The 12,020-nt window shown below is 72.8% G+C and carries 11 protein-coding genes; 4 read left to right on the forward strand and 7 right to left on the reverse strand.

The window, feature by feature from the left end; all coding sequences use genetic code 11:
• Nucleotides 1-74: 74 nt before the first annotated feature.
• Entirely contained in the window at nucleotides 75-449 is a 375-nt protein-coding gene (locus OCT49_RS04315; RefSeq protein WP_007262928.1) for an RNA polymerase-binding protein RbpA, read from the forward strand.
• Nucleotides 450-593: 144 nt separating this feature from the next.
• On the opposite strand, the gene fxsA is transcribed toward OCT49_RS04315, so the two are convergent.
• From fxsA to OCT49_RS04335, 4 genes are all read right to left on the reverse strand, one after another.
• Nucleotides 594-1,181 (reverse strand): FxsA family membrane protein, encoded by a 588-nt coding sequence (gene fxsA / locus OCT49_RS04320; protein WP_283850568.1) that lies wholly within the window; start codon nucleotides 1,179-1,181, stop codon nucleotides 594-596.
• Nucleotides 1,182-1,272: 91 nt separating this feature from the next.
• Complete coding sequence (locus OCT49_RS04325; RefSeq protein WP_283850569.1) at nucleotides 1,273-2,040, reverse strand: polyprenol monophosphomannose synthase; 768 nt, start codon at nucleotides 2,038-2,040, stop codon at nucleotides 1,273-1,275.
• 549 nt (nucleotides 2,041-2,589) lie between these two features.
• Nucleotides 2,590-4,236, reverse strand: coding sequence for an amidohydrolase (locus OCT49_RS04330; protein ID WP_283850570.1), 1,647 nt, complete (start codon nucleotides 4,234-4,236; stop codon nucleotides 2,590-2,592).
• Between the two features lie 90 nt (nucleotides 4,237-4,326).
• Nucleotides 4,327-4,767, reverse strand: a complete 441-nt coding sequence (locus OCT49_RS04335) for an Lrp/AsnC family transcriptional regulator (protein ID WP_014044761.1) — start codon at nucleotides 4,765-4,767, stop codon at nucleotides 4,327-4,329.
• A 203-nt stretch (nucleotides 4,768-4,970) separates the two neighbouring features.
• Between OCT49_RS04335 and OCT49_RS04340 the strand changes: the two genes are divergently transcribed.
• Nucleotides 4,971-5,369: a hypothetical protein gene (locus OCT49_RS04340; protein ID WP_283850571.1), complete on the forward strand. Its 399-nt coding sequence runs from the start codon at nucleotides 4,971-4,973 to the stop codon at nucleotides 5,367-5,369.
• Nucleotides 5,370-5,780: 411 nt separating this feature from the next.
• Here OCT49_RS04340 and OCT49_RS04345 read toward each other — a convergent pair whose 3' ends face one another.
• Entirely contained in the window at nucleotides 5,781-6,953 is a 1,173-nt protein-coding gene (locus OCT49_RS04345) for an acyl-CoA dehydrogenase family protein (RefSeq protein WP_283850572.1), read from the reverse strand.
• 373 nt (nucleotides 6,954-7,326) lie between these two features.
• Here OCT49_RS04345 and OCT49_RS04350 point away from each other — a divergent pair, with 373 nt between their 5' ends.
• Nucleotides 7,327-8,601, forward strand: coding sequence for a glycoside hydrolase family 18 protein (locus OCT49_RS04350; RefSeq protein WP_283850573.1), 1,275 nt, complete (start codon nucleotides 7,327-7,329; stop codon nucleotides 8,599-8,601).
• Between the two features lie 158 nt (nucleotides 8,602-8,759).
• On the opposite strand, the gene OCT49_RS04355 is transcribed toward OCT49_RS04350, so the two are convergent.
• Nucleotides 8,760-8,921: an SCO1431 family membrane protein gene (locus OCT49_RS04355; RefSeq protein WP_283850574.1), complete on the reverse strand. Its 162-nt coding sequence runs from the start codon at nucleotides 8,919-8,921 to the stop codon at nucleotides 8,760-8,762.
• Nucleotides 8,922-9,240: 319 nt separating this feature from the next.
• Nucleotides 9,241-10,683, reverse strand: a complete 1,443-nt coding sequence (locus OCT49_RS04360; protein ID WP_283850575.1) for an MFS transporter — start codon at nucleotides 10,681-10,683, stop codon at nucleotides 9,241-9,243.
• Between the two features lie 408 nt (nucleotides 10,684-11,091).
• On the opposite strand from OCT49_RS04360, the gene OCT49_RS04365 reads away from it, so the two are divergent.
• Entirely contained in the window at nucleotides 11,092-11,958 is an 867-nt protein-coding gene (locus tag OCT49_RS04365; protein WP_283850576.1) for a VOC family protein, read from the forward strand.
• Nucleotides 11,959-12,020 lie beyond the last annotated feature (62 nt).

Below are 12,020 nucleotides of genomic sequence, written 5' to 3' on the forward strand. Positions count from 1 at the left end.
CCGACCGGACGTTGACCGGATGACGACGACAGCGACACCTGTCCTGTGGGCGACAAGCCCGGGAGGCACGATTCATGAGTGAGCGAGCTCTCCGCGGTACGCGCCTCGTGGTTACCAGCTACGAGACGGACCGCGGCATCGATCTGGCCCCGCGCCAGGCGGTGGAGTACGCATGCCAGAACGGACATCGTTTTGAGATGCCGTTCTCGGTAGAGGCGGAAATTCCGCCGGAGTGGGAGTGCAAGGCGTGCGGCGCCATGGCACTCCTGGTGGACGGGGATGGCCCCGAGGAGAAGAAGGGCAAGCCCGCGCGTACGCACTGGGACATGCTCATGGAGCGGCGCACCCGCGAGGAGCTGGAGGAAGTGCTGGCCGAGAGGCTGGCGGTCCTGCGTTCCGGAGCCATGAACATCGCCGTGCATCCGCGGGACAGCAGGAAGTCCGCCTGACCGCACGGGCAACAGCACCACAGAGCCGCGGGCCGCGACACCGATGTGTGTCGCGGCCCGCGGCTCTGTCGCGTCCCTCCGCGCCCGGGTCCGCCGGGTCTCCGCCCGGCCGGGCGGAGACCCGGCGGACCCGGGCGGGTGCGGTCAGGGGGTCAGCGGCGGGCGGGGGCTCCCGTCGGGCCGCGCGTCGGACGGCGCCTCGTCCTGGTGGATGACCTCACCCTGGATGACCTTTCCGTCCGGCCGGTGAATACGGGCCTGCTGGAAGGCGTCGGAGAAGCTGCCTGGGCTCGCGGCGCTCATCCGCCGCTCCAGCGAGCGTTCCGCGTACCGGCCCAGCCGCGTGCGGACCGGCGGCACCAGCAGCAGGAGCCCCACCGCGTCCGAGATCATTCCCGGCACCATCAGCAGCAGCCCGCCGAGCATCAGGAAGCCGTTGCCCTCGCTCCCCGAGGAGGGGGGCGGCTCGGCTTCGGCGCCGGGCCGGCCCGGCATCCGCTGGAGGGTCTCGGTGAGGTTGCGGAAGGCCCGGCGGCCGGCCCGCTTCACCACGGCGGCCCCGAACACGATCCCCGCCACCAGGAGCAGCAGCACGGTGATCCCGCCCGCCGCGTCGGCCAGGACGATGAACAGCCAGATCTCCAGCACCGCCCAGGCGGCGACGGCGAGCGGGACGAGGGTACGGGCGCGAGAGCGCCGGGGGGCGGTCGGAGGCGGTGTGCCGGTCGTCATGGTCCCCAGTGTGCCTGTACGGCGGTGCGGGCGGCACAAGGGGGTGATCACTCATGGGCGGCGGACCGGCGGCCGCCGCCGCGGGCCCGGCTCAGATCGCCTTGCGGCCCAGGGCCCGGTTGGTGCGGGAGGCGACCCCCCAGGCGGTGACCCGCCAGAGCGCCTCGACCAGGATGTCGCGGCTCATCTTGGAGTCGCCGATCTCCCGGTCGACGAAGGTGATCGGGACCTCGACGACGTGGTAGCCGGCCTCGACGGCCCGGCGGGCCAGGTCGACCTGGAAGCAGTAGCCCTGCGAGGCGACCTGGTCGAGGCCCAGGCCGTCCAGGGTCTCCGCCCGGAAGGCCCGGAAGCCGCCGGTGACGTCCCGGGTCCGCAGCCCGAGCAGGAGCCGGGAGTACGTGCTGCCGCCGCGGGAGATCATCTCGCGGGACTTGGGCCAGTTGACCACCCGGCCGCCCGGCACCCAGCGGGAGCCGAGCACCAGGTCGGCGCCCTTGAGCGCGGTGAGCAGCCTGGGCAGTTCCTCGGGCTGGTGGGAGCCGTCGGCGTCCATCTCCACGAGCACCCCGTACCCGTGCTCGGTGCCCCAGCGGAAGCCCGCGAGATAGGCCGCGCCGAGCCCCTCCTTGCCCTTGCGGTGCAGCACCTGGACCTGGCTGTCCTCGGCGGCCAGTTCGTCGGCGACCTTGCCGGTGCCGTCGGGGCTGTTGTCGTCGGCGACCAGGATGTCGGCCTCCGGCACAGCGGCTCGCACCCGGCTGACGATCGGCTTGATGTTCTCGGCCTCGTTGTAGGTCGGAATGATCACCAGGATCCTGCCGAGCGGGCCGTACCGCCGCTGACCGCCGTCGTTCACTTACTGCCCCTTAAGTCCGTACGCAGATGCACACCATATCCAGCGGGCGGGCGCCGATCGCCGACCCGGTCGCAGGTAGCCGGGTGGCGTCGGGGACAGAAGGAGGGAAGTGAGGACAGAAACCCTGTCGCGGCTGCGGAGGGGAACTGCGGGTGGGGGCCCAGCGCCCTTCGGGCCGACCTGGGACCCGCTGGCTGCGGATCGACCTAGAGCCGTTGTCTACTGAACGTCCGGGCCCCACCCGGGTCGCACCGCCGTCCGGCTGAAACCTTCCCTCGCCCCGAGGCGCGGACGCTGAACCTGGCTGTCAGTGGCGCTGTGCCGGTGCGGCACAGCCCCCCGTGACCCAGCGGCATTCGACGACTGCGTGGAGGTTCGACCGGTCGGACGTCCTTGGTGGACTTTGCCGAACCTACCGGCCGGTGGGCGCTTTCTGTCAATAGCCGTCTGACCTGCGACCTTTATGGAACTTGCCTGGTCAGTAGCGAAGATCCGCAGGTCGCGGCGGAACGGACCCCGCCGCGGCCCGCGGTACGGAATGTCCGTACGTCACTCGTTCGGCCGCTCGTGGACGGTCCGCCCTCCGACCACGGTCCGCAGGCAGACCGGCAGTTCGGCGCCGGGGCTGAGATCCGGCAGGCCGGGCGTCCCCGAGCGCGGGTCGGTCGACCAGCGGGCGACCCGGTCGTCCGGGGCCTGGACCACCAGGTCGGCGGTGCGCCAGACCGCGTAGTCGGCCGGGGCGCCGGGCACCAGGGTTCCCGCGTCGTCACGGCCGACGGCCCGCCAGCCGCCCCTGGTGTGGGCGGTGAAACCGGCCCGGACGGAGATCCGGTGCTCGGGCGTGCGGTGGAAGGCCGCGGCCCGGACGGTGCCCCACGGGTCGAGCGGGGTCACCGGGCTGTCCGAGCCGAAGGCCAGGGGCACCCCGGCCCGCAGCAGCGCCGCGTACGGGTTCAGGGTCCTGGCCCGTTCGACCCCGAGGCGTCGCGCGTACATGCCCTCCTCGCCGCCCCAGGCCGCGTCGAAGGCGGGCTGGACGGACGCGGTCAGGCCCAGTTCCGCGAACGCGGCGACGGTCTCGGGGGTGAGCATCTCGGCGTGTTCGACGCGGTGCCGGGCGGCCCTGATCCGGGCGAGGCCGAGCGTCTCGGCGGCGGTCCGGACGCCCTCCACCACGGCGGAGACCGCCGCGTCCCCGATGGCGTGGAAGCCGGCCTGCAGCCCCGCCCCGGTGCACGCCGTGACATGGGCGGCGATCTGCGCCGCGTCCAGGTGGGCGGTGCCCGTGTGTCCGGCCGGACCGTCGGCGTACGGCTCGTGCAGGCAGGCGGTGTGCGAGCCGAGCGAGCCGTCCACGAACAGGTCGCCGGCCGCCCCGATCGCGCCGAGCTCCCTGATCCGGCGGGCGTCCTTCTCGTCGGCGACCCGCTCGGCCCAGTAGCCGAGGACCCGCGGCCCGGCCTGCTCGCCGGCGAGCTTCAGCAGGCCGGCGAAGTCCTCCTCGTCGGAGATGTCCGGGCCGCCGCACTCGTGGAGGGTGCCGATGCCGAGCGAGGCGGCGTGGCGCAGGGCGGCGCGCTGGGCCCCGGCCCGCTGGAGCGGCGAGACGGCGCCGTGGGCGGCGGCGCGGACCGCGTGGTGGGCGGCGTCGGTCAGCGGTGCGTCGGGGTGGTACCCGACCAACCCGGTGACGCCGGGGACGAGGTCGAGCAGGGCGGTGGTGACGACGGCGGAGTGCACGTCGATCCGGGGCAGGTAGACGGGGCGCCCGTCGGCCGCCGCGTCGAGTTCGCCCCGCGACGGCGGGCGCTGCTCCGGCCAGCGCGTGGCGTCCCAGCCGTGGCCGAGGACGACCCGGTCCCCGGGGTGCCCGGCCACGTACGCGCGCAACAGGCCGAGCGCCTCGTCGAGGCTCCGGGCGCCGGAGAGGTCGAGGCCGGTGAGGGCCAGACCGGTCGACGTGGTGTGCACGTGCGCGTCGGTGAACGCGGGGGTGACCAGCGCGCCGTCGAGGTCGATCACCTCGTCGACGCCGCTCGCGAAGGCGTCGGCGGCCCCTTCCGAGCCCACCCAGGCGACATGGCCTCGTTCGACCACCATGGCGGTGGCGAAGGGATCGGCGGGGCTGTGGACGTCTCCACCGCGCAGCAGCACGGTGCGGTGTTCGCTCTGGGGGGCGGTGCTCTCGCTCATGGGACCAGTCTCGCGCCTGCCCGGAGCCGCGCGGCCCGCGCCCCCTCGGAAGTCACCGCCCGGCCCCCTGGGGGCCGTGGTCCGGCTCCCTCAGATCCGCGGCGGCCTGGCCTCGTAGGGCGTGGACAGGACGACGGTGGTCCGGGTGGAGACACCGGCCAGCGAACGGATCCTGGTGAGCAGGTGCTCCAGCTCCAGCGGCGTGGCGACGCGCACCTTGAGGATGTAGTTCTCGTCGCCCGCGACGCTGTGGCACGCCTCCAGCTCCGGGACGCCCGCGAGCCGCTCCGCGATGTCGTCCGGCGCGCTCGGGTCGAAGGGTTTCACCGAGATGAACGCGGTGAGCGGCAGGCCCACGGCCTCGGGGTCGACGACCGCGGCGTACCCCCGGATCACCCCGCGCTGCTCCAGCCTGCGGACACGCTGATGAACGGCCGACGTGGACAGGCCCGTGGCCTTGCCCAGGTCGGTGTAGCTCATCCGCCCGTCCTTGACGAGCAACTCCACGATCTGTCGGTCCAGCTCCTCCATACGGATCAACCTATTGCCCCGGGTCCCTCCAGGGACAGCGGACGTGCGCGCGAAGGGGCACCTGCGGCGGGCATGTGACGAATGCCACAGGTTTACGGATGGGTAGCCACCCACCTCGCGGTTACGGCCGATGCGCGACGGGAAGTGCTTGGTGTGGCCGAGGCGACGTCGCCCAGTCGGCCCACCCGAGGGGGGAATTTCCCATGCAGAGCCTGAAGCTCACCGGCCGCACCGAGCCGGAGCCTGTCGATCCCGTCGAGGACATCGCTCCCGACGCGTACGACACGTTCGAGATGTACCGGGTGATCTGCCCGGACTGCTCGCAGCCGATCGCGCTGCCGGCGGGCGAGGACGTGCTGCCCGAGCACGCGCTGTGCCCGACGCCGTGGAATCCGTTCGTACTGACCGTCTGCGCCGGTACCGGCCGGCCGGCGTCGCTGTCGCGGCCCGCCGACGAGTCGCTCGACACCCAGGAGCAGGAGACGGGCCTGCTGTTGACGCTCCCTCAGGGGCTCGACTGGCGGATGCAGCCGTTCTCCCACGCCGGAGGCCCCGGCTCGCGTCCGCTGCGGGTGCCGCGGATGCGCCGCAGCGCCGCCTGACGGCGACTCCCGCGCCCGAAGCGGGGCGGCCCGGCCACGTCCGGGCCCGTCCGGCACGATCCGCACCGCACCACGACGGCCCGACCGGCGTGGTGCCCGCGCACCGCGGCCGGACCGCCCGGGAGACCGGCACGCACCGCCCCGGCAAGGAGCCCCGGCCGGGCGGGAAGCCCGCCGTCACCTCGCCGCACCGACTGCCTGATCATCGCTTCCGCAGCCCGGTCCACCGCCGGTTCCCCGGCCCGTGTCCCCCGCTCCGCATCGCGCCCGGGGCCGCACCTCGCCGATCCGCCCCTCCGCCGGGCCCTGCTGCGCCACCGGAGGGCACGGACCGGACCCTGCCGGGCCGTCACGACCAGGAGGGGAACCGGATCATGACGACGCACGTGCGGCCGGACCGGCCGTCGCGGGTCAGCGCGTCTCGGGACCCGCGAGGTGGCGGGCGATGACCATGCGCTGGATCTGGTTGGTGCCCTCGACGATCTGGAGCACCTTGGCCTCGCGCATCAGCCGCTCGACCGGGAAGTCGAGGGTGTAGCCGTACCCGCCGAGCACCTGGACGGCGTCGACGGTGACCCGCATGGCCGTGTCCGTGCAGAACAGCTTGGCCATGGCCGCCTGGCGCGAGAAGGGCTTGCCCTCGTCGCGCAGCCGCGCCGCCTCCAGGTAGAGCGCCCGGCCCGCCTCGATCTGGGTGGCCATGTCGGCGAGCATGAAGCGCAGCCCCTGGAAGTCCGCGATGGGGCGGCCGAACTGCTGCCGCCCCGCGGCGTAGCCGAGCGCCTCGTCCAGGGCCGCCTGGGCAACGCCGATCGCACAGGCGGCGATGCCCAGGCGCCCGGAGTCGAGGGCGGACAGGGCGATCGCGAAGCCCTGGCCCTCCTCGCCGATCCGGCGTGCGTCGGAGACCCGTACGCCGTCGAAGTTCAGCTGGGCGGTGGGCGAGCCCTTCATGCCCATCTTCTTCTCGGGGGCGGCCGCGCTCAGCCCCTCGGCGTCGCCGGGGACCAGGAAGGCGGTGATGCCGCGGGCGCCCTCGACCCCGGTGCGGGCCAGGACGGTGTAGAAGTCGGCGATGCCGCCGTGGGTGATCCACGCCTTGGTGCCGGTGAGGACCCAGTCGTCACCGTCCCGGACGGCCTTCGTGCGCAGCGAGGCGGCGTCGGAGCCCGAGGCGGGCTCGGAGAGGCAGTAGGCGCCCAGCAGGCCCCCTCCCAGCATCGCCGGGAGGTGTTCGGCCTGCTGCTCCTTCGTGCCGTATCCGGCGACCGCGTGGCAGGCGAGGGAGTGGACGCTGACGCCGAGGCCGACGGTGAGCCGGGCCGCGGCGAGCTCCTCGAGGACCTGGAGGTACACCTCGTACGGCTGGTCGCCGCCGCCGTGGGCGGAGTCGTAGGGCAGTCCGAGCAGGCCGGACTCGGAGAGCAGGGAGAAGACCTCTCGCGGGAACCGGCCCGCTTCTTCCTCCTCCGCGGCCCGGGGCGCGATCTCCCGCTGGGCGATGTCGCGGACGAGCGCGACGAGTTGCCTGGATTCCTCGGTGGGCAGACGGCGTTCCACCGCGTGCAAGGCACGGTCGGACATGACGGCGCTCTCCTCCCTGTCGGGCGTTGCGACGGTCGCGCGCGAGGGGTGTGGGCGGCGCCGCCGGGGGTTTCCGGGTGGGCCCGGACAAGCACTGCTGCCCAACCGGTGCCGGCCCTCCCGGATTACGAGAGTTGCTGGCCAGCGGCTGTGGCGGGTCGAGTATGCCCGATCGGACGATATCCGTCACGGGGCGGCCGGGCCACTCGACGGCGGGCGGGACGATGAGCCGAATTGGTCCGAACCATTGACCCAACTGGTCTAGTCCTTCTACGGTTCCAGGCAGACCGACCTTTCCGCGTTCATGCCAAATCCATGCGGTGGCCGGCCGTACACCCCACATGTACGTTCCCTCCCCCCACGAGGAGCCAAGATGTTCGGATCGCATCGCCCCCGCGCCCGCTTCCGGGCGCTCACCGCAGCCGCCTGTACCGCCGCCCTCGGGGCCGCCCTGCTGGGCGTCGCGGGCACCGCGTCGGCCGGCACGGTTCCGGCCGCTCCGCGGGCGGCGGCCCCTGCGGCCGCCGACGCCGCCCCCACGGCGGCCGGCGACAAGGTGGTCGGGTACTTCGCCAACTGGGGCGTGTACCAGCGCAATTACCATGTCAAGAACATCGATACCTCGGGTTCCGCCGACAAGCTCACGCACATCAACTACGCCTTCGGCAACGTCCAGGGCGGCAAGTGCACGATCGGTGACTCGTACGCCGACTACGAGAAGGCCTACACCGCCGACCAGTCGGTCGACGGCGTGGCCGACACCTGGGACCAGGAACTGCGCGGCAACTTCAACCAGTTGCGCAAGCTCAAGAAGAAGCACCCGGACCTGAAGGTCATCTGGTCGTTCGGCGGCTGGACCTGGTCCGGCGGCTTCGGCGAGGCGTCGAAGAACCCGGCCGCGTTCGCCGAGTCCTGCTACAACCTGGTGGAGGACCCGCGCTGGGCCGATGTCTTCGACGGCATCGACATCGACTGGGAGTACCCCAACGCCTGCGGTCTGACCTGTGACACCAGCGGTCCGGACGCGCTGAAGGGCCTCGCCTCGGCCCTGCGCACCAAGTTCGGCAAGGACTACCTGGTGACCGCCGCCATCACCGCCGACGCCTCCGATGGCGGCAAGATCGACGCCGCCGACTACGCCGGCGCCGCCCAGTCCCTGGACTGGTACAACGTGATGACGTACGACTTCTTCGGCGCCTGGGACGCGAAGGGGCCGACGGCCCCGCACTCCCCGCTGACCTCCTACGAGGGCATCCCGAAGGAGGGCTTCGACAGCGAGTCGGCCATCGCCAAGCTGAAGGCCAAGGGGGTGCCCGCGTCCAAGCTGCTGCTCGGTCTCGGCTTCTACGGCCGCGGCTGGACCGGTGTGACCCAGTCCGCCCCGGGCGGCACCGCCACCGGCCCCGCCGCCGCCACCTACGAGGCGGGCATCGAGGACTACAAGGTCCTCAAGAACACCTGCCCCAGCACGGGCACGGTCGCCGGCACCGCCTACGCCCACTGCGGCACCAACTGGTGGAGCTACGACACCCCGGCCACCATCACGTCCAAGACGACCTGGGCGAAGGATCAGGGCCTGGGCGGCTCCTTCTTCTGGGAGCTCAGCGGTGACACCGCCGACGGCGAGCTGATCAAGGCGATCAAGTAGTCACGGGAACCGCGGGCGGGGCGGCGGGCCGGTCGGCCTTCCGTCCCGCCCCGTCCGTTCCGGGACGAGACGGGATGGGACGAGACGGGGCAAGACGGGCGGGATCGGCGCCCCGCCCCGTTCCCCGCATGAGCCCGCTCCTCATCCGAGCCCGTTGCTCACATGAGGCCGGCCCGGGTGACGAACATGGCGACCACCACGACGAGTGTCCAACCCAGCACGGTCTCCAGGATCTTCGGGCCGTCCTGGGGGCCGCCGGTGCGTGCGCGGAGGCGGGCGGCGAAGTGGGTGGTGACGGTTTCGGCAGCAGTCGCGGTCATGGCATCTCGCTCGGTTCGGCCGGCATGTGGTGTCCCCCGAGGACCCGACCACAGTGCCAGGACGACCGGCTCCCGGGTAGAGACGTGCGTCACTGCCCCGGCGCGGCGCCCGCCCCCGGTCCGCACGCCGAGGACGTCCGGAGCCCGACCGCGCCCCGGCAGCGGGGCTCCGGGGCGCGAGGACCGCGGGCGGGTCCTGTGCCGAAGACCACACGGCCGCGCACGGCGTTCACGCGGTACGGGACCGCCAGGCATCGACCACCCGATGCCTGCCGGTCCCGTACCTCGATGGGGTTCTTCGCGCACCCGTGCGCGGTGGTCACGCGCCGACCGATTCGCCGTCCTTCCGCGGTGCGGCGTCCCGGCCGGGGGCCGGTTCGTTCTTCTCGCCCCGCATCAGGGCCAGGGTGAGCAGTCCGCCCGCCGCCGCGATCCCCGCTGCCGCGGTGAAGGCCGAGGCGAACCCGTCGGTGAGGGCGGGCAGATCGCCGAGCCTGCCCGCGCCCCGGGACGTCGCCAGTGCGGTGAGGGCGGCGAGGCCGAGGGCCGAACCCACCTGGTAGGTGGTGTTGACGATGCCGGAGGCGAGGCCCGCCTGCTCCTGGGGCGCTCCCGACATGGCGGTCATCATCGCCGGGATGTAGGCGAGGGACATGCCGAGCGCCGCGACCAGCGAGGCGGGCAGGACGTCGACCAGGAAGGTGCCGGTCGGCTCGACGGCGGACAGCCACACCAGCCCGGCGGCCAGGACGAACAGCCCGCCCGCGACGAGCGGCTTGGCTCCGAACCGGGCGAGGAGCCGGGCGGTGATCGTCGTCATGAAGATCATCAGCAGGACCGTCATGGGCAGGAGCGCCGCACCACTGGCGAAGGCGCCGTATCCGAGCACCTGCTGCAGGTAGAGGTTGAGGAAGTACCACATCGGGATCCAGGCGGCGCCGAGCAGGGCCATGGCCAGGTTGGACGCCCCGAGCCGCGGGGTCCGCCAGATGCCGAGCGGCATGAGCGGACTGCGGACGGAGCGCTGGATCACCAGGAAGAGCGTCAGCAGCACCACCGCCCCGCCGAGTTCGAGCAGGGTCGAGGTCGCACCCCAGCCGATCTCGGGTGCGCGCACGACGGCGAGGACCGCGAGGGCGAGTCCCGCGGTCACCGCGATCGCGCCCAGGACGTCGACCGAGCCCCTGCGTCCCTGGACGGCGGGCAGCAGACCGATGGCCGCGAGGGTCACGGCGCCGATGGGGACGTAGATGATGAAGACCCACGGCCAGCTGGCCCATTCCGTGAAGACGCCGCCGAGGAACACACCGGCCGTACCGCCCGCGGGGGCCGCCGCGCCGTAGAAGGCGAGCGCCTTGCCGAGCTCCTTCGGGTTGTGGCCGAAGAGCATCATCAGCAGCGTCATCGAGGCGGGCGCGATGAGGGCACCGCCCACGCCCTGCACGGCGCGCCCCACGATCTCGGTGGTGGCGTCACCGGCGGCCGCGGCCACCACGGAACCCGCGACGAGGATCACCCAGCCGCCCGCGAACACCTTCCGGGCCCCGAGCAGATCGGAGAGGCGGCCGCCGAGCAGAAGGAGCCCGCCGAAGGCGATGACGTACGCGTTGAAGACCCATTGCAGGTCCCCCTGGGTGAAGCCGAGATCGCGCTGCATCTCGGGAAGCGCGACCCCGATGATCGAAGTGTCCATGATGACCATGAACTGGGCGGTGGCCAGCACGGCCAGTGCCCACCACCGCCGAGGGTTGATAGCCGACATCACTTGCTCCCTGATCGGACTTTGATACCCCCAGGGGGTATTCCGTCGACCGGAAACCTAACATACCCCTGCGGGGTATGAAAGAGAGGGGGTGCGCCCACCCCCGGCACAGGCCGGACGGGGCGGATGAATGCACAGGAAAGGGGCGGCTGCCGGTCGGCTCCGGGAGATCCGGCCGGAATCACGGGTCGCGCCGAGCGGCGCGCCTCCCGGTCGACGGGGCCGGTGCCGGTGCCGGAAAACACCGGCGCACGACAGCCCCACGACGGGCACGGGCGGAGAGGCACAGACGGGCACGGGCGGAGGGGCACAGCGGCATCCCCCTTCCCGCGCCCACTGTGCGTTCGCCGCCGGGGCACCGGACGCGCACCCTTATGAGGAGACCGCCCCCGCCGTCAGGTTCCTCCCATGGTGTCCACCCCGAGCCCGCCCAAGCCCCACAGTTCCTCGGCGCATGCCGCCGGACGAGACGGCTGCACCGCCGGGGCGCCCTGCTGGGCGAGTCTCGCCACGCCCGACACCGAGGCCGCTCAGCGCTTCTACGGGGCCGTGCTGGGGTGGACCTTCCGGCGCACCTCGCTGGGCGAGGACTTCCGGATGGCGTTGTCGGGAGGCGTGCCCACCGCGAGCCTGGGGTGCACGGCGCCGGCGTTGCAGGTGGCCCTCGACTGGACGCCCTACTTCTCCGTCCCGGATGCCGACGCGACGGCGGCCCGCATCATGGAGCGCAGCGGCACCATCGCGGTGGGCCCGGTCCACCTCCCCCTGGGGCGCGGGGTCCTCGCGGCCGACCGGGAGGGCAACCGCTTCGGCATCTGGGAGGGGCCGCTGATCGCCGACTGGGAGACGTGGCGCACCCATCGTCCATGGCGGCTGGAGCTGCACGCGGGCGACGTGTTCGAGGCCGCCATCTTCTACGGCGAGGTGCTGGAGTGGGCCTGCGGCCGGCCCGGCTGCTGCGAGGTCCGGTACGAGAAGGGCGGCGTCACGCTCCGGGACGTCGGCAGCACGGCGGCCAGGATCGTACCGGCGGGCTCGCCGCTGAGCGGTGAACGGGCGCGTCGGGGGTGGCACCTCTACTTCCCGGTGCCGGACGCCGAATCGGCGGCGGTCGCCGCGTGCCGGTACGGCGGCGGGGTCGTCGGCCGGTCGGCGGAGAAGAACCGCCGCACGGTCCTGCTGCACGACCTGCACGGTGCGGTCTTCGGGGCCGATTCCCCGGGCAGAACGGTGGCAGCCCCCCGCGGGCCCGCCCCTCCCCCGGCCCTCGGGTGACGGGACGCCCCGTCCAAGCCCGCCGTACGGACGTCAGCGGGCCGAACGGCAGTGGGGTCCTG

It is taken from the genome of Streptomyces sp. ML-6 (assembly GCF_030116705.1).
In the GTDB taxonomy this organism is placed as follows: Bacteria; Actinomycetota; Actinomycetes; order Streptomycetales; family Streptomycetaceae; genus Streptomyces.

Bases quoted from the DNA above. Each gene is read 5' to 3' on its own strand.
- OCT49_RS04315 (WP_007262928.1), top strand. From the start codon at position 75: ATGAGTGAGCGAGCTCTCCGCGGTACGCGCCTCGTGGTTACCAGCTAC.
- fxsA (WP_283850568.1), bottom strand. From the start codon at position 1,181: ATGACGACCGGCACACCGCCTCCGACCGCCCCCCGGCGCTCTCGCGCC.
- OCT49_RS04330 (WP_283850570.1), bottom strand. From the start codon at position 4,236: ATGAGCGAGAGCACCGCCCCCCAGAGCGAACACCGCACCGTGCTGCTG.
- OCT49_RS04335 (WP_014044761.1), bottom strand. From the start codon at position 4,767: ATGGAGGAGCTGGACCGACAGATCGTGGAGTTGCTCGTCAAGGACGGG.
- OCT49_RS04340 (WP_283850571.1), top strand. From the start codon at position 4,971: ATGCAGAGCCTGAAGCTCACCGGCCGCACCGAGCCGGAGCCTGTCGAT.
- OCT49_RS04345 (WP_283850572.1), bottom strand. From the start codon at position 6,953: ATGTCCGACCGTGCCTTGCACGCGGTGGAACGCCGTCTGCCCACCGAG.
- OCT49_RS04350 (WP_283850573.1), top strand. From the start codon at position 7,327: ATGTTCGGATCGCATCGCCCCCGCGCCCGCTTCCGGGCGCTCACCGCA.
- OCT49_RS04355 (WP_283850574.1), bottom strand. From the start codon at position 8,921: ATGACCGCGACTGCTGCCGAAACCGTCACCACCCACTTCGCCGCCCGC.
- OCT49_RS04360 (WP_283850575.1), bottom strand. From the start codon at position 10,683: ATGTCGGCTATCAACCCTCGGCGGTGGTGGGCACTGGCCGTGCTGGCC.
- OCT49_RS04365 (WP_283850576.1), top strand. From the start codon at position 11,092: ATGGTGTCCACCCCGAGCCCGCCCAAGCCCCACAGTTCCTCGGCGCAT.